Below are 25,321 nucleotides of genomic sequence, written 5' to 3'. Positions count from 1 at the left end.
ATTTATTCTCAAAGAAACTTTAAATTACTTAATGATATAATAAAAAAGATTGAGCTAAGCTCAATCTTCAACACATACGCATACGGGTGCTGGAATCTCTAATTCAGAATCTGTCATCAATAGCTTTTCATTCTCTTCATCAAAAGTAAGTACCTGAAGCTTATTATCTTCCTGTGCACCTACAATAACATACTTATCGTCAATAATATTAAAGTCTCTAGGTTCTTTACCAGTATGTACCATATAAAGTAAAGAAATCTTACCATTCTCTTTATTGACTCTATATAAGGCAATAGAATTATGACCTCTATTAGAAATAAGTAGATGTTCTCCACTCTTTGTGAGATGAATTGCGGCAGCTGCATTAAATCCCTTAAAATGACGTGGAACACAATGAATGGCCTGAACTAAACTCATACGACCCTCATTATATTTAAAGACCATGATCTTATTTGCAATCTCATTAATGAGATAACCATAACGCCCATCCTGTGAGAAAATCAAATGTCTAGGACCAGAACCAGGTACAACATTTACTGTATAATCTGTATTCTCTTTAAGAACACCATCTTTATAATTGTACATTACAATCTTATCAGCCCCTAAATCTACAGCATATAAGAAACGTCTGTCAGGTGTAAAACCAACATTATGTACATGAGGTGCAGTCTGTCTCTTTAATAAATCAGGCCCCATACCAGTATGTCTCACAGCACCAATCTTATGATCAATACGATAATTTTCTAGTTTATAGGCAGCTGTTGCACCAACATGATAATTAGCTGCAAAGATATACTTATTATCATCAGAGATACATAAATGTGTATAACTTCTACCAGAAGAAGAATAGTTATTATTAAGAATCAATTCATTCTTATGAATACTAAAACTTCCTAATCCTCCACCTTCATTATTAGATTTTGCATTCTTATAAGATACATAAAGTTCTTTATTTTTCGCAATCAGATATGATGGAAAATCTTGAGTTAAAATCTGTTGTATTTTCTTTAATTCTAATGTTTCTTCATTAAAAGAAACGATATAGATTCCTTTATCGTTACCTTTACCGTAACTTGCAACATAAAACGTTTTCATAGGACACCTCCACATGAAAATATTTTATCACAATTATTCTCTATTTACTAATGAGTTTCATTATTATAAAATGATTGTACAATAGTCAAAGGAGGACAAAAGGTTGGATAATAAGGAACTTTTATCTATGAGTGATGGTCTTTTAATTCAATTATTACAGAAAAATGCAAGATATAAGGTTTCTGACCTAGCCGCTGCGCTAGCAGAATCTAAAGACAGCATTGTAGAAAGATTAAATAGACTAGAAAAAGAGAAGATTATTTGTGGTTACCATACTATTGTCAACTGGGACAAGACAAATACTGAACTTGTGACTGCGATGATTGAGATTAATGCTATTCCTGAAAGAGAATATGGTTATGATCGTATTGCGTCACATATTTATAAGTATGAAGAAATTGAAACAATGTATTTATTATCAGGTGATTATGATTTTATGTGCATTGTGAAGGGTCGTACTATGCAGGAAGTCGCGCACTTTGTTGCATCTAAATTAGCATGTATTCCTGGTGTTACAGGAACAAAAACAACATTTGTGTTAAAGCCATATAAGACAGATGGACATGTCCTAGTAGATGATGAAGATGGTAAAAATACGCGACTGGTGGTGACTCCATAAAATGGATTATGAGAAGAAATTAAGTACCGCAGCACAAACTATTAAACCAAGTGGTATTCGTAAGTTCTTTGATCTTGCAAACCAGATGGAAGGTGTTATTTCATTAGGTGTAGGGGAACCTGATTTTGCGACACCTTGGAAGATTAGAGAAGCTGCAATCTATTCAATTGAAAAAGGACGTACTTTCTATACTGCAAACAGAGGTTTATTAGAATTACGTCAGGAAATTAGTAATTATTATTATCGTCGTTTTGGTGTACATTATGATCCTGAAAATGAAATTATTGTGACTGTAGGCGGTTCAGAAGGTATCGATATCGCAGTAAGAGCCTTAATGAATCCAGGTGATGAAATGATTATCTTAGACCCAGGATATGTTGCTTATGAACCAAGTGTTATTCTTTCAGGAGGAGTACCTGTAAGAATTCACCTAGAAGAAAAAGATGAATTCAAATTAACACCTGAAAAGCTCAAAGCAGCTATTACACCAAAGACAAAGGTCATGTTGATCAACTTCCCATCAAATCCAACAGGTGGGGCAATGACAAGAGAAGACTATGAGAAACTTGTACCTATTATTAAAGAATCAGGTATTATTGTTATATCAGATGAAATCTATGCAGAATTAAGTTATGAAGAACCATTTAGTACATTGGCTTCATTCCCAGAAATCAGAGATCAGATTGTTGTCATCAATGGTTTCTCTAAAGCTTATGCTATGACAGGCTGGAGATTAGGTTATGTCCTTGCAAACCCAGTACTCTCTAAGGCAATGTGTAAGATTCATCAGTATATTATCATGTCAGCACCTACTGGTGCACAATATGGTGCAATAGATGGACTGAGACATTGTGATAAAGAAGTAGAAGAAATGAGAGCTTCTTATCTCTCACGTAGAAACTTCCTTGTAAAAACATTTAATGATATGGGACTTCATACATTTAACCCAATGGGTGCTTTCTATGTATTCCCATGTATCCGTTCTACAGGACTTACATCTGAAGAATTCTGTGAAGAACTATTAAATGATCAGAAGGTAGCCTGTGTACCAGGTACAGCCTTTGGTGATGCTGGAGAAGGATTTATTCGTGTCTCTTATGCATACTCACTAGAAGAATTAAAAATTGCGACTGAGAAGATTAAACTATTCTTAGATAACTTAAAAAACAGATCTCATTAGAGGTCTGTTTTTTCTCTTTCCTGCATCTCCTGATAGCTATAAACACAGCCACAGTAGTTCTGTCTATACATATGATATTCATCACTCATGCGTGTTGATTTTAAATAACCATTATCCTTCTTAAAATCACTATGAAGGAATTTTGGTGTTTCTAGATCTAAATCATCACCAATCTCATTGATCCATTGGCTATTCTTATGAGGAGAAACAGACAACACAGTTGTCCAATAATCAAAACCATGCATTCTAGCATAATCTCTTGCTTTCTTCATTCTTACTTTATAACACACATAACAGCGATAGCCCTTTTCTCCAGTATCCTTATATGGCGCAATATGCGTTAAATATTCTTCAGGATTATAGGTATCTTCTACCACCTGCACATTCTGGTTCTCTTTATCATTGAACTCTTTCACAAATCTTTCTAACTCAGATTCACGACGATGATACTCATCAGCAGGGTAGATATTACTATTTGTATAATAAATAGTAATATCAAAGTACTGACATAACTCTTTAATTACATTAGAAGAACAAGGACCACAACATGCATGAAGCAATAACTTTGGACGTCCTTCTAAATGTTTAAGAGTCTCCAACATCACTAAACGATAATTCTGTTTCATTAGTGAATAAACATTGCATCACCAAATGAGAAGAAACGATACTTCTCATTTACTGCAATCTTATAGGCATTTAAGATATGTTCTCTACCTGCAAGAGCACTTACAAGCATCACTAATGTAGATTTAGGAAGATGGAAGTTTGTGATCAATGCATCAATACCAGTAAATGTATAACCAGGATAAATAAAGATATTTGTATTTTCATGAGCTGCTTTGAAGCATCCATATTTAGAATGGTTAGCTTCTAGTGTACGACAAGAAGTAGTACCTACCGCAATAATACGTCTACCTTCTTTTTTAGCCTGATTTAATTTTTGAGCTACTTCTTCACTAATTTCATAATATTCACTATGCATATGATGTTCTAATACATTTTCTACCTTAACAGGTCTAAATGTACCTAAACCAACATGTAAAGTCACATCTAGGATTTCAACCCCTTTTTCTCTTACTTTCTGAAGTAATTCTTCAGTAAAATGTAAGCCTGCAGTAGGGGCAGCAGCACTACCTTCTACCTTTGCATAGACTGTCTGATAACGATCAGGATCATTTAACTTTTCTTTAATATATGGTGGTAAAGGCATAATACCTAACTGATCAAGAATTTCATAGAAAATTCCATCATAAATCATCTTGAAGATACGAATACCTTCTTCTCTGATTTCAGTACACTGAGCCTTTAAACGACCATCACCAAAAGTAATCACAGTACCTAGTTTTACAATCTTCGCATTACCTACTAAACATTCCCATAAATCATCATGAAGATCCTTTAATAAAAGAACTTCTACATGTCCACCAGTTTCTTCCTTAAGACCATAAAGACGTGCTGGAATAACCTTTGTATTATTCCTTACAAGCACATCACCAGGCTTTAGATAATCTAAAATATCATAGAAATGTTTATGTTCAACATCTCCTGTTTCTTTATCTAGAACCATTAAACGTGAAGTATCACGTTTCTTTAATGGTGTCTGTGCAATTAATTCTTCTGGAAGATCATAATCAAATAATTCAATATCCATAAAACTAAAACGCCCTTTCATAAACATCACGACCATACTGTTCTAAGAATTCTTCCTTAAAATCAGCTAAACGGTCTTCTTGAATTGCTTTTCTAATATCTGCTGCAAGATCTAATAAGAATGCAACATTGTGAATAGATAATAAAGACTTACCAAAGATTTCATCACACTTGTGAAGATGTCTTAAATAAGCTCTTGTATAATTTCTACATGCATAACAATGACACTTATCATCAATAGGAGTAAAGTCACGTTTATACTTTTCATTATTGATATTCATACGTCCATGATGTGTCATAAGTGCACCATGTCTTGCGACACGTGTAGGAAGTACACAGTCAAACATATCAATACCTCTCATAGCACCTTCGATTAAATCAATAGGATTACCTACGCCCATTAAATATCTAGGCTTATCTTCAGGTAACCACTTGACACTATCTTCAATCATTTTATACATGATTGGTTTAGGTTCACCTACAGAAGTACCACCAATAGAATAACCAGGGAAATCCATATCAACTAAAGTCTTAGCACTTAGTTCACGTAAATCCGCAAACTCACCACCCTGGACAATACCAAATAAAGCCTGGTCTTCTCTCTTATGTGCTTCCTGACCTCTCTTAGCCCATCTTAATGTTCTTTCTACAGAATTCTTCATATAATCATGAGTACATGGATAAGGTGCACATTCATCAAAACTCATAATAATATCAGCCCCTAAATCTTCCTGAATTGCGATAGACTTCTCAGGAGATAAGAATAGCTTAGAACCATCTACAATACTCTTGAAGGTAACACCTTCTTCTTCAATCTTACGTGTCTTACCTAATGAGAATACCTGGAATCCTCCAGAGTCTGTAAGAATAGGCCCATCATAGTTCATGAACTGATGAAGCCCTCCTGCATCTCTTACAATATCACTTCCTGGTCTTAACCATAAATGATAAGTATTCGCAAGTACAACCTGAGAGCCCATTTCTTTAAGCTGTTCAGGAGAAATACCTTTTACTGTTGCCAGTGTTCCTACAGGCATGAACATAGGTGTTTCTACATCACCATGTGGTGTATGAAGAATCCCATATCTTGCGCCTGTCTGTTTACATACGTGTTTACATTCATACCAAAAATCTTTCATTTAATCACCTCGATAACCTTGGATATTATACGAAAAAATACGCATTAAATCAATAAAAAAGGGGAAAGCTCCCTAACGTTAAGCATATTAGGGTAACTCAATAGATTTGGAATTTACTCAAACTATAAAAAATGTCAGGAGTATAAAACTCCTGACAATAGCATTTAGGTGTTAACGTTTTACTCTATACAGAAAATATAACCCCTCTAGTTAGTTTTAAATGACGGAATATTATCTGTTTTTTAAGTCATCCAGTTTTTTAAGGATTAGAAGACCAAAGATAATAATCAGTCCAATAATCATTACGCCATAGGCTCTGATATTTATATCATAAGGGGATATAATATACACTATTTGTTCGACACAAACTAAAGCAAAAAGTGATGAAATAAACCAAATGACAAATTTTACTACAAGACTGTTTTTCATGAAATTCACCTCCTAAAAATGATGAAACAGCAATGCATTTAAGATGTTCATACTCTGAAAAAATAAAATTTGATTCATCTTTTATGATTAACATTTAAAACGTGACTAGTGGGGGGCAAGACACCATTGATTATTTATATTATATCATAATAAAAATTATAATAATAGTCTATTATATTTGAAATAAAAAGTATAAAATAAATATAGGAATTAATAGATTTACGAGAGGAGGAATAATTTATGAAATGTAAGTCTATCAAGATCTTATTATCATTTTTACTGTGTGCTTTATTAATACCTGTTTTTCCAGTTTCAGCATTTGAAGATGAGAATTTACTATCTACAGTTTCTGAACCAACAAAGCATTACCAAGTAAGTGAATATGGTGCAATTATGCAAAAACTGACAGATTATAAGAGAAGTAAAACAAAAGGTATTTCCAGTTTTAACTCTCAAGATGATGAATTATTGGAAATTATGAAAGAGAGAAAAGAGTATCAAGATTACATTTACAAACTTAAGGAATTATCTGAAACTGAATTAATTGATTTGAATTTTGATAATAATCAAATTAATGCAATTAAAAATTTTGATGGGTCAGATGAAATGGCTACGAGAGCTTCAGCTACAATTTCTGCAACCTTAAAACTAACAAAATTTAATTATACGGCTAGTGATAATAGAACGCATGCATCTGCAACTTTTAGTGGTAGCTGGAAAGGAACACCTTTTTTCAGACAGCAAGATACTATTGGTATTGGTATGATAGGGTCATTGTCAAGATTTGTAAAAAAGAGTTCTTCAAATGCAATAACGCATTATGACGGTAGTGTTGTGAGAAATACTTATGGAGAGTATAAATCATCAGCTGGACAAACTTATAAATTTGGTATTGGCAGTGACCCTGCGCACGTATTCAAGAAATTTACAATGACATATACTGCAGATGCTGATGGAAAAAATACATTGATGGATTATGGTGCAGCTTATGCTCATTTTAAAGGTACAATACCTTCGGTTGGACTGAGTATAGGAGTAAGTGGTAAAAATGCAAATATAGGTATTAGTTTCAATATTGATGCTGATGGTAAAAATCATGGAGAAATTGAGTGGAAAAAAATCCTCCCAAGATCAACTTATATTTAAGCATTTTTAGATAATGAAAGATAACAATTAATAAAGATATATCTCACCTGTTTGATATGCTTAATTAAAACAATAATAATATTTAAATGGCTATTCAAGGTTAATATGAATCTTTGAATAGCCATTTTGTATTATGGAATTTATTTTAAGAATTAGTTAGGACTCTCGTCTTGTAATGATAATTGAAATACAGCCCTCCCTAATTGTCTCGATATGTTTAATATTATCTGTTTTTTAAGTTATCAAGCTTTCTTAGTATAAGAAGGCCAAAGATAATATTGATTCCAATAATCACTAAGCCATAGGTTTTAATATTTCTTTCATAAGGAGGATAAATACCAACCATATGTTTTGCAATATATAAAACTAAGAGTGATGCAATAAACCAAATGAAAAATTTTACTACAAGACTGTTCTTCATATATGTTCCTCCAAATTGAAGTATTATTTCTTACATATATATTTTATCATTATCCTCTCCTTTGAAAAAGTAAAACAAAAAAATCCAGGAAATAATCCTGGATTAATCAAATGTAACATATTCGTTATCTAAAGGTTTAGCCCCTTCAACATGATCTACATCAAGAACACAGATATTCGCATTCATAGATGGATCATATTCAATATGTGTATGACCTTCTAATAGAAGCCATTCATTAGGTATGAATTTAGACGCATATTCACTTACACAAAGCATACCAATTAATGAAGTATCCTGTTCACAACATACCATTGCATAACGACCAAGAATAAAACCATTAGGAATCACTTTATCACGACCTATGAACTTACCTTTGATTTTAATTGTCTTTTGATCATAACGTTCTGGATGTTCCATCGCATCATAACAGAAGATACCAAAATCATGATCAGCAACTTCTAAATGATCCTGTGTATAATCATATGGTAATTCATCATCCTGCATAGTATTTACAGAACCATCTTTATTTTCATAGATGATCTGACATACAGGATTCATTGCCTTGATGTTGTTTCTTAAAGTAGACTTCTTCATACCATCTTCAATACGGTTAAAGATGACTAAGTCACTCTTAGCACAATGTTGGAATAAGAGTGCACGCATGTTATTCACATAAAGCTGGAAAGTAGAGGCATTAATAGTAGTTAGAATCTGTACAACATCCCAGTTTTCAGGGAATTTTGATTCTACAAACTGATCTACATTCCACATACCATTAAATTCTACAAGAACCTGTGTAGGATGATATTTCTCCTTTAAATCCTTAAAGAAATCGGCAGTGAAGTCTTCTTCATTCTCTACATAAACAATTTCACAGTTATGTTCCTTAATAGCTGCTTCATTATATTCTACTTCACCTTCTTCTGTCACAATAAGCACAGATGTCTCATAATCACAGAAGTCAGTATTAATAATTGTATCGTTGATAAATGTTGTTTTACCACTTTCTAAAAAGCCAGTAAATAGATAAATTCTTGTTTCTAAATTATCCATACATTAACCTTTCATTAAATCATAGATTTTATGTGCATCAAGCTTTTCACCAATCACACACATTCTTCCACCAACATCTGGTGTACATTCACGGATTTCATAATCACCACTTACAAAGTCAAATTCAAACCATTTACCATCAGTACCCTTCACAATACCCTTAGAACGAAGAATATGACCTAAAGATTCATCAGTCCCTAAAGTCTTTAACTTATCATCAAGTTCTTCTTTAGTAAATGGATGTGCTGTTTCAATACCAATACTATTGAATACTTCATCTGCATCATGCATATCTTCTTCATCATAGTATAATGTGCTGTCTCCATCATGGTGATGATGTTCATGATCGTGATGATGACCACATTCACATTCATGATCATGTTCATGGTGATGTTCACATTCGCATTCGTGGTCATGATCATGATGGTGACCACATTCACATTCATGGTCATGATCATGGTGATGATGATGTTCATGATGATGTCCATGAACACTTTCCTGATGTTCCTTTTCAGCCGCAATCAATGCCTTTTCTAAAGCATCCTTATGATTACTTGCTTCAAGAATCATATCACCTGTAATCTGATCCCATGGAGTAGTAACGACTGGTGCATGAGGATTTAATTCTCTAATAATATCTAAACATTCCGCAATCTTTTCTTCAGATACATCCTGTGAACGGCTTAAGATTACACAGCTTGCTGCTCCAATTTGGTTATTAAAGAACTCACCAAAGTTCTTATGATACATCTTACATTTCTTTGCATCTACTACAGTAAAGAAACGATCAAGTGTTAAATCAGCACCATGTACCTTCTGTACAGCCGCAATAATATCAGATAACTTACCAACACCTGTTGGTTCAATAATAATACGATCAGGATGATATGTATCTACAACTTCCTTTAGAGCTGTTTCAAAATCACCTGCAAGACTGCAACAAATACAACCCTGACTTAATTCATTGACAGTAATACCTGCATCACGCATAAAACCACCATCAATTCCAATTTCACCAAACTCATTTTCAATGAGTACTAACTTTTCATCTTTTAAAGATTCATTTAATAATTTTTTAATAAGTGTTGTTTTACCAGCACCTAAGAATCCAGAAATAATATCAACTTTTGCCATTTTATTGACTCCTTTCTTAACCATCTCACATTATATCATTTTTCTTAAAAAACGCTCATAAAATGATAAAAAAGCTTATATAAACTTTTCAATAAATAAGCCTATTCCATTAGAATCTTTATCCTCTGTGACATAGTTAGCGACAGCTTTCGCATGAATAGACCCATTTTCCATTACTACACCAACACCTGCTTCTTCCAACATATCTATATCATTATCTTCATCACCAAAAGCCATACATTGAGATATAGAAATATCATGAAGGGCTAAAGCCTCTTTCAAACCATTAGACTTAGACACATGAGGATTCATATATTCATATAAGAAACTGGTAGTCACTAAGGCAGACGCTTTATATTCTTTATTCTTAAATGATTTAGAACGTTCTACTATCTGAGGCATATAGCTTGGATTACATATAATCATCAATTTACGATAAGGACGTGTTAAGAATGTATCAAAATCTACAACTCTATATTCAATTCCATCACCCTCAGCCATATTTCTAATATAGTCATCATCCTTAGGTGCATATAGAATACCTTCATGACAGATTGTAAAGTTACAATCCATATCTTTGTAATGATTCATGATTTCTTTAATCAATTCAGGACTCAAAGTATGATTCTCCTGATATATATCAAGAATATAATCATCAATCTCAGAACCTCCAGAACCCACTACAAAATCAATACATCCTTCAATACCCCATGATTTCATATGATTTCTTACACTATCTGCATCTCTACCTGTACATATTCCAAATAATATACCTTTACTTCTTGCTTTCTTGATAGCTGCAACAGTTCTTTCATCTACGACCTGTTTACTAGTCAGTAATGTTCCATCTACATCACATACAATAGCCCGTATATCCATATTTATTCCCCCGTCATTTTTATTATAGTACTTTGTCTTCTTTTCAATATTCTCTTCATAATGTCTCCTAAATAAGCTGTATAAAGAGTATCTAATACAAATAATAGACTTAATTTTGTGCTATAGGAAGATATTTTCTTATAGTGATTTTCTTTTAACGTAATCTCAATTTCAGAATCTTATTCAGTAGAAGAAATCAGTAGAATAGGGACATGATTCTTATGCAAAATTGAAGGAATCTTATCTGATAACATCCCACGTCCATTAAATGTAGTGACTATTGCAAGGCGAGAAGAATCATTTGATGCAAAAAATAATTGTGATTGATATTCTTCTTTTAAGAATTCAATCTTCCTTTTATATTCTGATGTATTACTTTTAGTCGCTAAGTGATAAATAGAAATCACCAAAACATGCTTCACTTATTTCCTGGTTAGACACATGAATCACGTTCTTAGAATTATCTAAAATATTTATTATATTTCTATAACTATGTATATGTATGTGTTATAATCCCAAAAAAGGAAGGTGATATTTATGATAGATGGACATATGCATCTAGAATATGGGGATCTCTCAAAAGAATATATACTACAGTTTGTGGAAAGTGCAGTAAAGAATGGTATGGATGAAATACAGATTCTTGATCACACACATCGTTTTAAGGAATTTAGACCTGTTTATGAAGGCGTAAGAAAAGCATCTCCTTATCAAGAAGAATGGTTAAACAATAAAGAAATGAAGTTTCATAGTACTTTAGATGAATATTGTGCTTTGATTAAAGAAATCAAGGCAATGGATTTACCTATTAAGGTGTCTTTTGGTTTAGAGGTATGTTATGTACCTGAATATGAAGAAACAATTCGAGAAATATTAAAATCTTATCATTTTGATTTCTTAGTAGGAGCCATTCATTCTATCGACGGTAAACTCTATGATATGAAATGGTCAGAAGAAATCTTATGGAACAAGTATCCTGTGGATAAAATCTATAAGAGATACTATGAATGTGTTTTCTCACTTGTAAAATCTGATTTATTTACACAGCTTGCACATCCAGATACGATTAAGATGTTTGGCCATTATCCTACTTATGACTTACAGCCTACATATGATGAACTTGCTGAATTATTAAATGAACATCATATGAAAGCAGAAAACAATGTAGGATGTTACTATCGTTATCATACACCTGATATAGGCTTATCCGATCAGTTATTACAGACCTTTAAAAAACATCATGTCCAGATGATTACTGCAAGTGATGCGCATCATCCAGAAGATGTAGGTCGTAATATAGCGGATGTCTGGGATAAAACAATGAAGTGAAGACTATCTTCACTTTTTTGATATATTTTTATCATAATAGTACTTGAATGATATACAAATATTGATAAGTTTGTTTCTAATTTTATATTGAATGATTCACTGGAATTTAATGAATATATAATAAATATAGAGGAAGGAGAGAAACTTATGAAGAAGATTTTATTGGTGTGTAATGCTGGTATGTCAACAAGTATGCTTGTACTCAAGATGGAAAAAGCAGCACAGGATAAAGGTATTGAAATGGAAGTAAAGGCTCTCCCAGTAACAGATGCAGAAAAAGAACTCAATGACTGGGATGTCATTATGTTAGGTCCACAAGTTCGTCATATGGAAAAGAGATTAAGAGAATTAACATCTACACCTATTGAAGTTATCAATATGCGTGACTATGGTATGATGAATGGTGAAAAGGTTTTAGATGCTGCTCTGAAAATCCTCGGATAATATTTGATAATTGTATTATTCCTTAATGTGAAAAGTGAAGATGGGGTCATCTTCACTTTTTATTTTTCTCCAGTCTTTCTAAATGTTTCTGATGGAGCTCTTTATAATGATTAAAAGCATGAGGATTTAATTCCTGCAGCTTCTTTTCATATTTGCTACGGTACTGTTTTAATACACGTAATGTTTCAGGATTCATTTCCTGTAACTTTTCTTCAATACGATCACGATATTGTTCGAGTCGTTCTTCTACATACTGCTCATTTTCATGAATCTTTTCCATGATTTCTGGAATATGCATTTCTAGTCTTGATAAGAATTCATCCGCTTCAATCAAACCTAGTTCACCAAAGTTTGTATGATTTTCAATATCCTTTAATAGATCAGGAGATAAGTCTGTTTTAGAATGAATCTTATCCAACATTTCTTGAGTCATCTTCTGTTTATACTTTTCAGCTTCATTTCCAAAGGCCCATTCTAATTCAGGTTGTATAAATGAGATATGAGATGTTTCTAAATCTTCTAATGGATAAGGAGGTACAAGCCCACAATCTAATAAAGCCTGCTGCATTGTACGTCTTACATGACCACTTGTAATTATTTCTATACCACCATTTTCTCTTAATGCCTGATTAAGATGATCCATATGACGTGTTAGATAGAAATCTATATTTCTTTTCTGTAGATCATTATAGAAGATAACCAAACGATCAATTGCAGTAAAATCAATATTACTAATACCAGATGCATCTACAATAACCTGCTCAGTATCTTCTTTAATCGCTTTTTCTATATCTTCCTGGAACTTATCAATATTCGCAAAAAATAGATTTCCTGGGAAACGATAAATAATAGTATGTCTAATTGGTCTTGCATTCACATTCTTTTCTAGATTAAAGAAACCTGTCTGCCCTGGAATTATACCTAAGAAATGGGCTGGTGGAGTGACTGCCTTAATAACTACAGCGAGGAATGATAAGACAATACCAATTACAACACCATAAATAGTTCCAAAGATAAGTACTCCACAACATGCTGCCATAAAGATATAGAACTCATTTCTACTTTCTTTAAATAAACGTTTACCTAACGCAAAGTGACAGGCACCAAGTAAGGCAGTAATCACAATCGCAGTTAAAATAGGAACAGGAAGATATTCAATGAACCCTGTACCAAATAATAGAAGAAGTGCCATAGTTGCAGCAGCTGATAAGCTCATCGCCTGAGTCTTACATCCATACTGTCTTGCGAGACCAGTTCTAGAAACAGAACCATTCGTTGGACAGCATCCTACAAGTGAAGTAGCCAGTTCAGCCATACCATAGGCAAATATTTCTTTATTTCCATCTAATTTATAGCCATCTTTCATTGCATTACCCTGTGCAGATAATAAAGTCTGTGCGAGTACAACTATCGCAATAGATAATGTAGTAAAGAATAAAGCAGAAATATCTACATGGGCAATAGAAGGGATCACAAGTTTTGGTAAACCTGAATCAACATGAGGTAACAGTTTTACTCCATATTTTTCTAAAGGGAATACGGCAGTCAATAAAGCCCCTATAAACATCATAAGAATAGGCATAGGAATCTTCTTATTTATTCTCTTTACGACAAGAATAATGACAAGGGTACTAATACCTAATACCTAATACAAAAGATAAACCATTAAAGAGTGGTAACTCTTTAATAATATGATTGACTAATTCGAATATTTCACCTGTTCCTGTTGTCCCACCAAAGAGTTTAGGAACAAGCATCATAATAATAGATAAACAGATACCTGTTACGAATCCACCCATGACAGGTGTAGAAATATACTTAACAGCACGTCCTGCTTTAATAATTGAAAAGAAGATCAACCATAAAGCCACCATGAGTGCAATAACAGGGACCACCTGCATTGCTTCTTTAGTTCCTGCAGTAATACCAAGAGATGCAAGAGCACTTCCAGTAAGAGCTGCAGGGGCTGCATCTACACCAAATACAAAATCATGACTCGTAGTAAAAAAACTAAATACGAGAATAGGAACCAAAGAACCATATAAACCATAGACCATTGGCAGACCTGCTACCTGAGCATAACCCATGGATATAGGAATAGATATAAAAGCAACAATAATACCTGCAAAAATATCATTCATTGTCGCATTCTTAAATTTCTTCATACGCCACCTCTTTCTTAATTCTAATTATAATGATTTATCAAAATGAGTCTATCTCTATCAAAATGCGCCTATATTGTATACAATCTGAAATAATTTTTAAATTATTTGTATTTTTTAATAATATCAGTGGACAAATTTGTATTAAACTAATATAATGCATATAAATTAAAAAAGGAGGACGTCGAAAATGACAGATAAGAGAGTTTATAATTTTTCTGCAGGACCATCTCAGTTACCTGTAGAGGTATTAAAGGAAGCAGCAGATCAGATGCTGAATTATAAAGGCTCAGGAATGAGCGTAATGGAGATGAGTCATCGTTCCTCAACATACCAAAAGATTTTTGATGATACAAAAGCAACTTTAAAGAAAGTTTTAAATATTCCAGATAACTATAAGATTCTATTATTACAAGGAGGGGCAACACAGGAATTCACAAACATTGCCTTAAATCTTATGGTGAATGGTAAATCAGATTATATCGTTACAGGAAGCTTCTCTGGCAAAGCTGCAAAAGAAGCGGCCAAGTTTGGGGATGTTCATATTGCCTATAACGGTAAGGACAACGATTTTACAGAAATTCCTACACAGGATCAGTTAGATATTCGTGAAGGTGTTGATTATGTACATCTTTGTAACAACAACACTATCTATGGTACAGAGTGGAACTATGTACCAGATACAAAGGGTGCACCACTTGTAGTAGATATGTCTTCTGATATCTTATCAAGACCTGTAGATGTTTCTAAATATGGTGTTATTTATGCCGGTGCACAAAAGAATATGGGGATTGCCGGACTCGGTGTTGTGATTATTAGAGAAGATCTAGTAAAACCACATCCAGCTAATATTCCAGTTCTTTCTGAATTAGATACTATGTTAGAAAAGGATTCTATGTATAACACACCACCATGCTGGGCTATTTATATGTTAGGTCTTGTAGTGAAATGGATTGATGAACAGGGTGGACTAGAAGTGATGAAGGAAAAGAATGAAAAGAAAGCTAAACTTCTTTATGACTACTTAGATCAGTCTGATTTCTATAAACCACATGCAAAGAAAGATGCACGTTCTAATATGAATGTGACTTTCACAACATCATCTAAGGAATTAGATGCTGAATTTGTAAAGGAATCTATTGCAGCAGGTATGACAAACTTAAAAGGACATCGTAGTGTAGGTGGTATTAGAGCATCTATCTACAATGCAATGCCTTATGAAGGTGTAGAATATTTAGTTAATTTCATGAAAGAATTCGAGGAGAAACATAAATAGTATGTATAAGATTAAAACTTTAAATAAGATTTCTGAACAGGGCTTAGAAATCTTTGACGATAATTATGAAGTCGGTGATAATTTAGAACATGAAGATGGGATCTTAGTTAGATCAGCTAAATTACATGACTATGATTTTCCAGCTGAATTAAAGGCTATTGCAAGAGCAGGTGCAGGTGTCAACAATATTCCTGTAGATACATGTACTGAAAAAGGGATCTGTGTATTTAATACACCAGGGGCTAATGCGAATGCGGTTAAAGAATTAGTATTATGTGCTTTAATCTTAAGTTCAAGACAGGTGATTCCTGGTATTGAATGGGTAAAGACATTACCAGCTGATGATTTTGGAAAAGCTGTAGAAAAAGGTAAGAGCCAGTTTGTTGGTCCTGAAATTGATGGTAAGAAGCTTGGTGTTATTGGTTTAGGGGCAATTGGTGTGAATGTAGCCAATGCAGCTGTTAAATTAGGTATGGAAGTATATGGTTATGATCCATATATCAGTGTCAATGCAGCATGGAAACTATCTAAATGGGTTCATAAAGCAGCTACTGTAGAAGAATTATTCAAGGAATGTGACTATATTACTATCCATGTACCAGCAACTCCTGATACAAAGAATATGATCAACAAGAAGTCACTTGCAATGATGAAAGACGGTGTACGTATCTTGAACTTTGCACGTGATACATTAGTAAATACTGAAGATATCATTAAAGCATTAAAGTCAGGAAAAGTGGCACGTTATATTACAGACTTTGGTTCTAAAGAACTTGTAGAAACTGAAAATACAGTTGTATTGCCACACTTAGGTGCTTCTACTCCAGAATCAGAAGATAACTGTGCAACTATGGCTGTAAAAGAAATGATTGATTACTTAGAAAATGGTAATATTCAGAACTCTGTTAACTTGCCTACAGTTGTAGAACCACGTACTACAACATATCGTGTATGTATTATTCATAAGAATATTCCTAACATGTTAGCTGTATTTGCGAACGCATTTGCGAAAAAGAGCATGAACATTGAAAACATGGTCAATAAAGCACGTGGTGAATATGCATATACTGTCATTGATACAAATGATTTATCAGAAGATATCACCAAAGTGATTGAAAATCATGAAGGTGTTATTAAAGCTAGAATTATTGCGAAGATTGTTTTCTAAATCCTTCTTTTTGAATAGTCCATCTTAGTGATGGACTTTTTCTATTGAAAAATGTAAGATGGGAGTGCGAAGGGGTGATGGGATGAATAAATTAGTAGATGCTTTATCCTGGGTGGCTATGAAATGTACTCAGAATAAATATTTAAATGCAATTAAAAATACCTTCCAGAATTATATGCCAATATCCCTTACAGGTGCTGTTGGAATATTTTGGATAAATGTACTAGTCAATGATCATGGGGGATTAGGTACTGTTTTTCCACTTATTATGGATTTAAAAATCTTTAATCCAATCTTTGAAGCATTGAATTATGCAGCTATTTCATGTATCTCTATCATAATTGTATTATTATTATCTAGTGAAATTGCTCAGGCGAATGGGGATTATGATATTTATCCTGTGATTGTTAGTTTTATATGCTGGTTGATTGTCACACCACATATTATTGATGGTCTTCATATTAATGTGCTATTACATACAGGTGGTGGTGCTATTATACATACAAAACTATCCACCTTTGTGCATATACCACCTTCTATAGGAATCACTTTGAAAGATTTTACTACGCAGGGAATAGGCTCAATTTATACATCTTTATCAGGACTCTTTACCGCAATGTTTGTCGCTATATTTGCGACAGAACTCTATCATTTATTAAGAAACTGCGATTGTCTCTTAATTAAGCTTCCTAGTCAGGTTTCTACCAATCAGGTATTATCATTCATGAATATTGTTCCTACGTTCTTGACATGCTTAATTATGAGTTCTGTCTCTTATCTTTGTATTCTAAGCACAGGTCATACACTTAATACAAATATATATAGTCTTATACAGCTTCCGTTACAGCTGATGGCAGGGGATAATTTAATTGCGGTTCTTGTTTTGTATTTTATTATCTTATTGTTTTGGACTGTTGGATTCCATGGGAAGAATCTTATGTTGCCTATCGTTGAATCTTTGTATAGACCATTACTCTATATTAATATGGCAGCATTTAATGCGGGGTTAAGAGGAAAAGATATACCATATGTATTCAATTCAACGATGTTTCAGATGTTTGGAGAAGTTGGTGGCTCAGGATGTACATTAGGGGTTGTGATATATATTCTTGTTTTTTCTCAAAGACATGATAATCGTTTAATAGCAAATATTTCTTTATTCCCAAGTTTAGTGAATATCAATGAAACAGTGATCTTTGGTATGCCTATTGTGCTTAATCCTCTATTAGATATTCCATTTATTCTTGCACCACTTATCTCTCTTACAGTGGGATATTTCCTTATTCAAATAGGATTCTGTCCACATGTGATCATGGAGGTACCTTGGGTTATGCCACCTATTTTATTTGGCTTCTTAGTTACTGGAGGAAGTATCTATGGGGCAATATCACATCTCATATGTATATGTATCTCATTACTTGTGTATGCGCCATTTATTTATATATATGAGAGAAAACAGAAGAAAGAAGAATATATCTATTAAAGTGACAAAAAGAGTGGATTTATGCATACAAATTCGCTTTTTTTGTAACAACTATACAACATCCTTAAGAATACTTGTTTAATCATTTTGTTAGATTATTATAAAGATGCAAAAAGAAAATAAATTTTTGCTTCCTAAATCGTCATGAGATGTCCAGCTCATGACATTTTTTATTATTATCATTGATAAAATACCGATAAGATGATAATATATTATCATCTTAAGATTAAGGTCTTAAGATAGGAAAATCTAGTTATACATATCGTGAGGTGTAGGGACCTCATGATCTTGTGCAGATATATCTGCATCTCCTGTACATTCTTATTCGGGTGCGAGGATAAGAATGATCACTGCTCGTAAGAGTATTGCTAATAATTAAATCCCTTATTGAACATGGATATAAAGTGAGTAATTAATGAAACCCTCATACTTTTAACTCATTATAACTTTGATTTTCCCAGGAACGCTGATCCTTTTAATCATTAGGGCATTGATTGAAAAACAGCCACTGCATTCATATTTCATCCATATCAAGCCAAAAGAATATTTATGTAGTGCATGATCCTCCTTATGGAGGATTCTTTTTTTAACCAATTATTAATATACTCTTCACTCGATGATAACCATACTTATTGTATAAGGTGCTATACTTGTGCACAGAGAGGAAATTATATGAATTATGATGTCAATTATATAAAAGAAGTGCTTTATCATGCTGGTGAATATATTATGGGGCAGTTAAGGGATGATTCAATCTATTCTAAAGGGAAAGATGATTATGTAACCGAAATAGACCTCATTGTACAGGATCAGATTAAGACATGTTTAATGGATAAATATCCTGATGTACAGTTCATGAGCGAAGAACAGATCAATGAAGTGGATTTCAGTCAACCATGCTGGGTATTAGATCCAATAGATGGTACAACAAATCTTATTCATGATTACCATTGCAGTGTTATCTCGTTAGCATTGTTGGAAAATGGTGAACCAACAATAGGGTTGATTTATAACCCTTATATGGGTGAACTGTTTTATGGTATTAAAGGACAAGGTGCGTATCTGAATGAACATCGTATTCATGTAAGCCATCAAGAGAACCTCTCATTAAGCTTAGTATCTGTAGGGACAAGTCCTTATTATAAAGATGATGAAATGCTGGACAAGAACTTCTATACGATTAAGGAAGTTATGAAACATTGTTCTGATATACGTCGTAGTGGTTCTTGTGCATTAGATATTGCATGGACAGCGTGTGGGCGTGTAGAGGCTTATTTAGAACGTCGTGTCAAATTATGGGACTATGCTGCTGGTAAGGTGATATTAGAAGAAGCTGGCGGTATACTATGTGATTATCGTGGACATCCAATTAAAAACCAATTAATCACAAATTTAGTTGTAGGCAAAGAAAACGTTGTTCACGATCTGATATCTCAATGTATTAATAAGTAGGGTGACCTACTTATTTTTGCATTTAAAAAACCTGGAATAAATCCAGGTTAATCAATAGGTTCCTGATAGAACCTTCCTTTAACAGCATTTGTTTTGACTATATTCACAAAAGCCTGGTTATCAATACTTTTAATAATTTCATAAACATCATTGACTTCTGCAGCACTGACAACTGTATAAAGCATGACACGATCTTCATGTGTATGAGATCCTTCGCCAGTAAAACGAGTCATACCATGATGTGTCTTAACTAATAATTCTCTTTCTAATTCATCTGCTTTATTAGATATGATGAATAAAGTCATCTGCTGATCTGATTTGTGGAAAGTATCTATTGCCTGAGTAGATACGAACTGGAAGACAATAGAATAAAGAGATGCTTCAAATCCAAATAACATTCCAGAAGTTAATAATAGAATAATATTAAAACCTAAAATGATATTCCAAGAAGAGATATTCCACTTACGATGAATATAGACTGCAATAAAGTCTGTTCCTCCAGAACTTGCTTTACCATATAAAGCAATAGAAATAGCCAAACCATTTAATAAACCACCAAATAAAGCAATTAATAATGGATCAGTTGTCACCTTATAAGAAGGAATCAAATCAACTAAGAATGAGTTTAAAACAATCATTAATACACTATAACCAGTAAAACGTTTTGAAATAAGTTTAAAACCAATGATAGCTGGTATCGCATTTAATGAAATATTAAGCACAGAATAAGGTACAGAAATGTTAGCATACTTTAACATTATTCTCTGTATTAATAGAGTCATACCGGTAATACCACCAGGGACTAATTCACCAGCACGTACAAACGTCTTAATATTAAAGGCCATTAAACATGACGCAAGAATGACGCATACGAATGATTTGAGGGCTTTTATTGATTTTTTTTGTTGTATTTCCTTTTCATATAACATAAATTTAACATTTACCTCCGAAAATTCGACCAAATTGTACTATTGTTTATACTATAAAACAACCGTAATTATGTAAAAAGTGAAAAAACACATTTACATAATCTTAAGATAATACATACACAAATATGATTTTTTTGTTAAGGAGAAAAATTTATGATGTAGGTGTCTTAAGAAGACGGGAGGAAAAAAGTAAATATGAAAAAAATATTAACGATTGTACTTACATGTGTACTTGCATTCTCACTTGCTGGTTGTGGAGGATCTAAAGATTCTTCAACTGCTGGTTCAGGAGATTTATCAGGAAAGATCTCACTTGATGGTTCTACATCAATGGAAAAATTTGTAACTGCCTTAGGCGAATCTTTCAAAGAAAAGAACCCTAACGTTACAGTTGAATCTCAGTTTACAGGTTCATCTGCTGGTATTGCTTCAGTATTAAGTGGTAAGGCTGATATCGGTGATTCTTCAAGAGCATTAACAGATGAAGAAAAGAGCCAGGGTCTTGAAGAAAACATCGTAGCTATTGATGGTATCGCAGTTGCGGTTAATAAAAATAATACTGTTAAGAATGTAACTAAAGAACAGTTAACTAAGATCTATACTGGTGAAATCACTAACTGGAAAGAACTTGGTGGTAAAGACGAAAAGATCGTTGTTATTGGTAGAGAAGCTGCTTCTGGTACGAGAGGTGCTTTCGAAGAATTATTAGAAGTAAAAGATAAATGTAAATATGCACAGGAATTAGATAATACTGGTGCAGTTGTTGCGAAATGTGCTTCTATTGAAGGTGCTATTGGTTATGTATCACTAGATGCAGTTGATAAATCAATCGACACATTACAGTTAGACGGTGTTGATTGTACAGTTAAGAACATCAAAGCTGGTAAATATGCATTACAGAGACCATTCGTAATGGCTACTAAAGGTAAAATTGAAAAGCAGTCTAAATTAGTTCAGGCATTATTCGATTACATTGATAGTGATGAAGGGCAGGCTATCATTAAAAAAGTAGGTCTAATCAGTGCTAAATAGCATTGTCGGTACCAATAAAAGTAGACAAGCATCAGAAAAGGCAGCCGCATTAATCGTTAGTGTATGTGCTGCTTTTTCAATAGTTGCAGTCGTCGCTATTACTGCCTACATGATCTATAGCGGCACACCTGCACTTGCTAAGGTTGGTATCGGAAATATCTTATTTAAAACAGAATGGGTTCCTTCTCAAGGAAAGTTTGGTATTCTTTACATTATCTTAACTTCTATTGTTGGTACTTTACTTGCAGTCTTAATCGCAATACCTGTTGGTTTATTTACTGCAGCCGCATTAAGTGAAATGGTCACTGGTACTCCAAAGAAGATTATGAAAGCAGCTATTGAATTATTAGCTGGTATTCCATCCGTTGTTTATGGGTTACTTGGTATCTTGATCATTAACCCACAGATGTATAAGTTAGAAAAGTTTTTTTATCATACATCTCATTCACATCAGTTCACTGGTGGGGCAAACCTCATTGCCGCAATTATTGTATTAGTGATCATGATTTTACCAACATTAATCAATGTCTCTGAAACAGCTCTAGAAACTGTTCCAAATCATTTAAGATTAAGTTCTTATGCACTTGGTGCAACTAAAATTCAGACAATCTTTAAAGTAGTTATTCCAGCCGCTAAGAATGGAATCATGAGTGCTATTGTGTTAGGTGTTGGACGTGCTATTGGTGAAGCAATGGCTATCTTACTTGTTGCTGGTAACGCAGTTAATTTACCTGCACCATTCAACTCAGTACGTTTCTTAACAACAGCTATCGTATCTGAAATGTCTTACTCAAGTGGTGTACATAGACAAGTATTATTTACAATCGGTTTAGTATTATTCATCTTCATTATGATTATCAATATCATATTAATGAAGATTCTAAAGAAGGGTGAAGAAAATGGATAAAGCAGATTCTAAAAAAAGTGTCAGCTACATCCCCATTAAAGGAAGTGAATGCTGTGGATAGAACGTTATATCATAAAAAGAAAAGAATAGGAGACACTATACTACGTGGACTTATTTACCTATGTGCTGGTTTCTCTAGTATCTTAATTCTTGTCATCATTGGTTATGTATTCTCTAAAGCCATCCCCCATTTCCATTTCAAGAATTTAATTGAACCAATGAGTCAGTTAATGAACCCTGAAGGTTTATTAGGTAACATCATCAATACTCTTTATATTGTCGTAGGTACATTATTATTTGCCTGCCCAATTGGTATTGGTGCAGCCATTTACTTAAATGAATATGCAAAGAATAAGAAGTTCGTTGCAGCTGTCTCATTTACAACAGAAGTATTATCAGGTATTCCATCTATTATCTTTGGACTATTTGGTATGATCTTCTTTGGTGAAATGTTAGGACTTGGTTATTCAGTTTTAAATGGATGCCTCACATTAACTATTCTTATCTTACCAATTATTATTAGAAACACTCAGGTTGCCTTAGAATCAGTTCCTTCTTCATATCGTGAAGCCGCATTAGGTATTGGTTCAACTAAGTGGTATATGATTCGTACTGTTATTCTTCCAAGTGCTATGCCTGGTATCTTAACTGGTGTGATTCTTGGTATGGGGCGTATTGTGGCTGAATCAGCTGCCTTATTATTTACAGCAGGTAGTGGTTATTTTATGCCAAGAGGATTTTTCACTCACTTAATGGAAAGTGGTGGAACACTTACTATCCAGCTTTATATGGCAATGAGTAACGCAGAATATGGACAGGCCTTTGTGATTGCGATGATTTTAATTATTCTTGTATTAATCATGAACTTTATCGCTAAGTGGCTATCAAGTAAGTTTAATGTAGAAAAAGCAAAATAATGAGGTAAATATATATGAATAAAATGGAAATTAGGAATTTAAACTTATGGTATGGTGAAAAGCATGCCTTAAAGGATACAAGTCTAGATATCCCAGAACATAAGATCACAGCGTTCATCGGTCCTTCTGGATGTGGTAAATCTACATTCCTTAAAACATTAAACCGTATGCAGGATTATGTAAAAGGGGTAAAGATTACTGGTCAGGTGACATTGGATAGTGAAGACATCTTTGATCCTAGAGTAGATACAACTTTATTGAGAAAGAAAGTGGGGATGGTATTCCAACAGCCTAACCCATTCCCAATGAGTATCTTTGATAACATTGCTTATGGACCTAGAATTCATGGGATTAAGAATCATGCTGAATTAGAAAAAATTGTGATTAGATCATTAAAGCAGGCTGCTTTATATGATGAAATTGCAGATCGTCTAGATACAAGTGCATTAGGTTTATCTGGTGGTCAGCAGCAGAGATTATGTATTGCGAGATGTTTAGCTGTTAACCCAGATGTTATCTTATTAGATGAACCTACAAGTGCCTTAGATCCAATCTCTACATCTAAGATTGAAGACTTATTAATGGATCTTAAGAAAGATTATACAATTGTGATTGTGACTCATAACATGCAGCAGGCTTCACGTATTGCAGACAATACAGCATTCTTCTTACAGGGTGAAATTATCGAAACTGGTGATACAGAAAAGATCTTCTCATTCCCTCAGGATAAGAGAACAGAGGATTATATCACTGGTAGATTCGGTTAATATTTAATAATCTAAATCAATATATTATAATGAAGGGGTAAATATTATGAGAAGTCGTTTTGATAGAGAATTAGATACGCTTAATGTAGATCTTCAAAAGATGAGTGGTCTTGTAGAAAATGCGTTAGAAAATACTATTGCTGCATTTAAAAACAAGAACACTAAGCTTGCGAAAGAAGTTATGGAAAATGATCGTATGATCAATGATATGGAACGTTCTATTGAATCTATTTGTTTTAAATTAATGTTAAGACAGCAGCCAGTGGCAAGAGATTTACGTATTGTAACTACTGCATTAAAGATTGTGACTGATCTAGAAAGAATTGGTGACCAGTGTTCTGATATTTGTGAAATTATCTTGGATTTATCTGGTGATCATATTTATAGAACAGTAGAACATATTCCAGAAATGTTAAAGACTGCAAAAGAAATGGTGCATAAGTCTATTGAAGCCTTTGTAGAAGGTGATGTAGATAAAGCCCATAACATTTCTAGAATGGATGATGATATTGATGCATTATTCTTGGATATTAAGAATGAAATCATCCAGATTATGAAAGAAAATAGTGAAAATGCAGATGACTGTTTAGATTACTTCATGATTGCTAAATATCTTGAAAGAATTGGTGATCATGCATCTAATATCTGTGAATGGTTAGACTTCATGGAAACAGGATCTATCAACCAGCAGCGTATTATTTAAGGGGGAT

Annotated in this window: 27 protein-coding genes; 14 read left to right on the top strand and 13 right to left on the bottom strand. The window is 33.4% G+C overall.

What is annotated here, in order from left to right; genetic code table 11:
* Positions 1 to 60 precede the first annotated feature (60 nt).
* Positions 61 to 1,095 (bottom strand): lactonase family protein, encoded by a 1,035-nt coding sequence (locus ABUA27_RS00330; protein WP_129980789.1) that lies wholly within the window; start codon positions 1,093 to 1,095, stop codon positions 61 to 63.
* Positions 1,096 to 1,222: 127 nt separating this feature from the next.
* Between ABUA27_RS00330 and ABUA27_RS00325 the strand changes: the two genes are divergently transcribed.
* Both ABUA27_RS00325 and ABUA27_RS00320 read left to right on the top strand, forming a co-directional pair.
* The gene (locus ABUA27_RS00325; protein ID WP_006506908.1) at positions 1,223 to 1,714 is read left to right on the top strand and encodes an Lrp/AsnC family transcriptional regulator; all 492 of its coding nucleotides are present in this window, start codon (positions 1,223 to 1,225) and stop codon (positions 1,712 to 1,714) included.
* Position 1,715: 1 nt separating this feature from the next.
* On the top strand, positions 1,716 to 2,894 hold the full coding sequence (locus ABUA27_RS00320; protein ID WP_022424917.1) for an aminotransferase class I/II-fold pyridoxal phosphate-dependent enzyme: 1,179 nt from the start codon (positions 1,716 to 1,718) through the stop codon (positions 2,892 to 2,894).
* Here the strand turns inward: ABUA27_RS00320 and ABUA27_RS00315 are convergent.
* The 4 genes from ABUA27_RS00315 to ABUA27_RS00300 form a co-directional block, all read right to left on the bottom strand.
* Positions 2,891 to 3,520 (bottom strand): epoxyqueuosine reductase QueH, encoded by a 630-nt coding sequence (locus tag ABUA27_RS00315; RefSeq protein ID WP_288835232.1) that lies wholly within the window; start codon positions 3,518 to 3,520, stop codon positions 2,891 to 2,893. The genes ABUA27_RS00320 and ABUA27_RS00315 overlap by 4 nt on opposite strands.
* Complete coding sequence (queA, locus tag ABUA27_RS00310) at positions 3,520 to 4,545, bottom strand: tRNA preQ1(34) S-adenosylmethionine ribosyltransferase-isomerase QueA (protein ID WP_288835233.1); 1,026 nt, start codon at positions 4,543 to 4,545, stop codon at positions 3,520 to 3,522. Before queA ends, ABUA27_RS00315 begins: the two co-directional genes overlap by 1 nt.
* 4 nt (positions 4,546 to 4,549) lie before the next feature.
* Positions 4,550 to 5,683 carry a tRNA guanosine(34) transglycosylase Tgt gene (gene tgt, locus ABUA27_RS00305; RefSeq protein ID WP_022424920.1) on the bottom strand — a complete coding sequence of 378 codons (1,134 nt, stop codon included), beginning with the start codon at positions 5,681 to 5,683 and terminating at the stop codon, positions 4,550 to 4,552.
* A 231-nt stretch (positions 5,684 to 5,914) separates the two neighbouring features.
* Positions 5,915 to 6,112 (bottom strand): hypothetical protein, encoded by a 198-nt coding sequence (locus ABUA27_RS00300; protein WP_278547262.1) that lies wholly within the window; start codon positions 6,110 to 6,112, stop codon positions 5,915 to 5,917.
* Between the two features lie 240 nt (positions 6,113 to 6,352).
* On the opposite strand from ABUA27_RS00300, the gene ABUA27_RS00295 reads away from it, so the two are divergent.
* A complete protein-coding gene (locus tag ABUA27_RS00295; protein WP_288835235.1) occupies positions 6,353 to 7,258 on the top strand; it encodes a hypothetical protein in 906 nt (301 codons plus the stop codon).
* Positions 7,259 to 7,481: 223 nt separating this feature from the next.
* Here ABUA27_RS00295 and ABUA27_RS00290 read toward each other — a convergent pair whose 3' ends face one another.
* The 5 genes from ABUA27_RS00290 to ABUA27_RS00270 form a co-directional block, all read right to left on the bottom strand.
* A complete protein-coding gene (locus ABUA27_RS00290) occupies positions 7,482 to 7,679 on the bottom strand; it encodes a hypothetical protein (RefSeq protein WP_278547259.1) in 198 nt (65 codons plus the stop codon).
* Between the two features lie 102 nt (positions 7,680 to 7,781).
* Complete coding sequence (locus tag ABUA27_RS00285) at positions 7,782 to 8,732, bottom strand: TIGR03943 family putative permease subunit (protein WP_006507047.1); 951 nt, start codon at positions 8,730 to 8,732, stop codon at positions 7,782 to 7,784.
* Positions 8,733 to 8,735: 3 nt separating this feature from the next.
* A complete protein-coding gene (locus ABUA27_RS00280) occupies positions 8,736 to 9,866 on the bottom strand; it encodes a CobW family GTP-binding protein (RefSeq protein ID WP_217747076.1) in 1,131 nt (376 codons plus the stop codon).
* A 75-nt stretch (positions 9,867 to 9,941) separates the two neighbouring features.
* Positions 9,942 to 10,745, bottom strand: a complete 804-nt coding sequence (locus tag ABUA27_RS00275; RefSeq protein WP_129980794.1) for an HAD family hydrolase — start codon at positions 10,743 to 10,745, stop codon at positions 9,942 to 9,944.
* 179 nt (positions 10,746 to 10,924) lie between these two features.
* Positions 10,925 to 11,167, bottom strand: coding sequence for a hypothetical protein (locus tag ABUA27_RS00270; RefSeq protein WP_287845383.1), 243 nt, complete (start codon positions 11,165 to 11,167; stop codon positions 10,925 to 10,927).
* Positions 11,168 to 11,282: 115 nt separating this feature from the next.
* Between ABUA27_RS00270 and ABUA27_RS00265 the strand changes: the two genes are divergently transcribed.
* Together ABUA27_RS00265 and ABUA27_RS00260 are read left to right on the top strand one after the other, a co-directional pair.
* Complete coding sequence (locus ABUA27_RS00265) at positions 11,283 to 12,074, top strand: histidinol-phosphatase HisJ family protein (RefSeq protein WP_349820018.1); 792 nt, start codon at positions 11,283 to 11,285, stop codon at positions 12,072 to 12,074.
* Positions 12,075 to 12,221: 147 nt separating this feature from the next.
* On the top strand, positions 12,222 to 12,518 hold the full coding sequence (locus ABUA27_RS00260; protein WP_022424927.1) for a PTS sugar transporter subunit IIB: 297 nt from the start codon (positions 12,222 to 12,224) through the stop codon (positions 12,516 to 12,518).
* A gap of 52 nt (positions 12,519 to 12,570) precedes the next feature.
* Here ABUA27_RS00260 and ABUA27_RS00255 read toward each other — a convergent pair whose 3' ends face one another.
* Positions 12,571 to 14,106 carry a SulP family inorganic anion transporter gene (locus tag ABUA27_RS00255; RefSeq protein ID WP_349820024.1) on the bottom strand — a complete coding sequence of 512 codons (1,536 nt, stop codon included), beginning with the start codon at positions 14,104 to 14,106 and terminating at the stop codon, positions 12,571 to 12,573.
* A 43-nt stretch (positions 14,107 to 14,149) separates the two neighbouring features.
* On the bottom strand, positions 14,150 to 14,683 hold the full coding sequence (locus ABUA27_RS00250) for a SulP family inorganic anion transporter (protein ID WP_349820017.1): 534 nt from the start codon (positions 14,681 to 14,683) through the stop codon (positions 14,150 to 14,152).
* A 187-nt stretch (positions 14,684 to 14,870) separates the two neighbouring features.
* On the opposite strand from ABUA27_RS00250, the gene serC reads away from it, so the two are divergent.
* The 4 genes from serC (at position 14,871) to ABUA27_RS00230 (ending at position 20,059) form a co-directional block, all read left to right on the top strand.
* On the top strand, positions 14,871 to 15,956 hold the full coding sequence (serC, locus tag ABUA27_RS00245; RefSeq protein ID WP_349820016.1) for a 3-phosphoserine/phosphohydroxythreonine transaminase: 1,086 nt from the start codon (positions 14,871 to 14,873) through the stop codon (positions 15,954 to 15,956).
* Position 15,957: 1 nt separating this feature from the next.
* A complete protein-coding gene (locus ABUA27_RS00240; protein ID WP_006507039.1) occupies positions 15,958 to 17,124 on the top strand; it encodes a phosphoglycerate dehydrogenase in 1,167 nt (388 codons plus the stop codon).
* Between the two features lie 82 nt (positions 17,125 to 17,206).
* Entirely contained in the window at positions 17,207 to 18,607 is a 1,401-nt protein-coding gene (locus tag ABUA27_RS00235) for a PTS sugar transporter subunit IIC (protein WP_287968629.1), read from the top strand.
* 672 nt (positions 18,608 to 19,279) lie between these two features.
* Positions 19,280 to 20,059, top strand: coding sequence for an inositol monophosphatase family protein (locus ABUA27_RS00230; protein WP_287968628.1), 780 nt, complete (start codon positions 19,280 to 19,282; stop codon positions 20,057 to 20,059).
* Positions 20,060 to 20,106: 47 nt separating this feature from the next.
* On the opposite strand, the gene ABUA27_RS00225 is transcribed toward ABUA27_RS00230, so the two are convergent.
* Complete coding sequence (locus tag ABUA27_RS00225; RefSeq protein ID WP_129980801.1) at positions 20,107 to 20,988, bottom strand: YitT family protein; 882 nt, start codon at positions 20,986 to 20,988, stop codon at positions 20,107 to 20,109.
* A 195-nt stretch (positions 20,989 to 21,183) separates the two neighbouring features.
* Here ABUA27_RS00225 and ABUA27_RS00220 point away from each other — a divergent pair, with 195 nt between their 5' ends.
* From ABUA27_RS00220 to phoU, 5 genes are read left to right on the top strand one after another with little or no spacing between them, the layout of a single operon-like run.
* A complete protein-coding gene (locus ABUA27_RS00220; RefSeq protein ID WP_349820015.1) occupies positions 21,184 to 22,020 on the top strand; it encodes a phosphate ABC transporter substrate-binding protein in 837 nt (278 codons plus the stop codon).
* Positions 22,010 to 22,927: a phosphate ABC transporter permease subunit PstC gene (gene pstC, locus ABUA27_RS00215; protein ID WP_129980803.1), complete on the top strand. Its 918-nt coding sequence runs from the start codon at positions 22,010 to 22,012 to the stop codon at positions 22,925 to 22,927. Before ABUA27_RS00220 ends, pstC begins: the two co-directional genes overlap by 11 nt.
* A gap of 53 nt (positions 22,928 to 22,980) precedes the next feature.
* Entirely contained in the window at positions 22,981 to 23,844 is an 864-nt protein-coding gene (gene pstA / locus ABUA27_RS00210) for a phosphate ABC transporter permease PstA (RefSeq protein WP_129980804.1), read from the top strand.
* A gap of 14 nt (positions 23,845 to 23,858) precedes the next feature.
* Entirely contained in the window at positions 23,859 to 24,611 is a 753-nt protein-coding gene (gene pstB / locus ABUA27_RS00205; protein ID WP_129980805.1) for a phosphate ABC transporter ATP-binding protein PstB, read from the top strand.
* Between the two features lie 46 nt (positions 24,612 to 24,657).
* Complete coding sequence (phoU, locus tag ABUA27_RS00200; protein WP_022425337.1) at positions 24,658 to 25,314, top strand: phosphate signaling complex protein PhoU; 657 nt, start codon at positions 24,658 to 24,660, stop codon at positions 25,312 to 25,314.
* Positions 25,315 to 25,321 lie beyond the last annotated feature (7 nt).

The organism is Catenibacterium sp. RTP21428st1_D7_RTP21428_210409, from assembly GCF_040227455.1.
GTDB lineage: Bacteria > Bacillota_I > Bacilli_A > Erysipelotrichales > Coprobacillaceae > Catenibacterium > Catenibacterium mitsuoka_A.
The sequence above is the reverse complement of the archived record's forward strand: the minus strand, read 5'-3'. Positions and strand labels throughout refer to the sequence as shown.

Coding starts and splice junctions, on each gene's coding strand:
- ABUA27_RS00330 (WP_129980789.1), bottom strand. CDS start 1,095: ATGAAAACGTTTTATGTTGCAAGTTACGGTAAAGGTAACGATAAAGGA.
- pstB (WP_129980805.1), top strand. CDS start 23,859: ATGAATAAAATGGAAATTAGGAATTTAAACTTATGGTATGGTGAAAAG.
- ABUA27_RS00300 (WP_278547262.1), bottom strand. CDS start 6,112: ATGAAAAACAGTCTTGTAGTAAAATTTGTCATTTGGTTTATTTCATCA.
- ABUA27_RS00235 (WP_287968629.1), top strand. CDS start 17,207: ATGAATAAATTAGTAGATGCTTTATCCTGGGTGGCTATGAAATGTACT.
- ABUA27_RS00325 (WP_006506908.1), top strand. CDS start 1,223: ATGAGTGATGGTCTTTTAATTCAATTATTACAGAAAAATGCAAGATAT.
- ABUA27_RS00230 (WP_287968628.1), top strand. CDS start 19,280: ATGAATTATGATGTCAATTATATAAAAGAAGTGCTTTATCATGCTGGT.
- serC (WP_349820016.1), top strand. CDS start 14,871: ATGACAGATAAGAGAGTTTATAATTTTTCTGCAGGACCATCTCAGTTA.
- ABUA27_RS00225 (WP_129980801.1), bottom strand. CDS start 20,988: ATGTTATATGAAAAGGAAATACAACAAAAAAAATCAATAAAAGCCCTC.
- ABUA27_RS00250 (WP_349820017.1), bottom strand. CDS start 14,683: ATGAAGAAATTTAAGAATGCGACAATGAATGATATTTTTGCAGGTATT.
- ABUA27_RS00240 (WP_006507039.1), top strand. CDS start 15,958: ATGTATAAGATTAAAACTTTAAATAAGATTTCTGAACAGGGCTTAGAA.
- phoU (WP_022425337.1), top strand. CDS start 24,658: ATGAGAAGTCGTTTTGATAGAGAATTAGATACGCTTAATGTAGATCTT.
- ABUA27_RS00315 (WP_288835232.1), bottom strand. CDS start 3,520: ATGAAACAGAATTATCGTTTAGTGATGTTGGAGACTCTTAAACATTTA.
- ABUA27_RS00280 (WP_217747076.1), bottom strand. CDS start 9,866: ATGGCAAAAGTTGATATTATTTCTGGATTCTTAGGTGCTGGTAAAACA.
- ABUA27_RS00285 (WP_006507047.1), bottom strand. CDS start 8,732: ATGGATAATTTAGAAACAAGAATTTATCTATTTACTGGCTTTTTAGAA.
- ABUA27_RS00265 (WP_349820018.1), top strand. CDS start 11,283: ATGATAGATGGACATATGCATCTAGAATATGGGGATCTCTCAAAAGAA.
- tgt (WP_022424920.1), bottom strand. CDS start 5,683: ATGAAAGATTTTTGGTATGAATGTAAACACGTATGTAAACAGACAGGC.
- ABUA27_RS00320 (WP_022424917.1), top strand. CDS start 1,716: ATGGATTATGAGAAGAAATTAAGTACCGCAGCACAAACTATTAAACCA.
- ABUA27_RS00290 (WP_278547259.1), bottom strand. CDS start 7,679: ATGAAGAACAGTCTTGTAGTAAAATTTTTCATTTGGTTTATTGCATCA.
- ABUA27_RS00260 (WP_022424927.1), top strand. CDS start 12,222: ATGAAGAAGATTTTATTGGTGTGTAATGCTGGTATGTCAACAAGTATG.
- queA (WP_288835233.1), bottom strand. CDS start 4,545: ATGGATATTGAATTATTTGATTATGATCTTCCAGAAGAATTAATTGCA.
- ABUA27_RS00275 (WP_129980794.1), bottom strand. CDS start 10,745: ATGGATATACGGGCTATTGTATGTGATGTAGATGGAACATTACTGACT.
- ABUA27_RS00295 (WP_288835235.1), top strand. CDS start 6,353: ATGAAATGTAAGTCTATCAAGATCTTATTATCATTTTTACTGTGTGCT.
- ABUA27_RS00220 (WP_349820015.1), top strand. CDS start 21,184: ATGAAAAAAATATTAACGATTGTACTTACATGTGTACTTGCATTCTCA.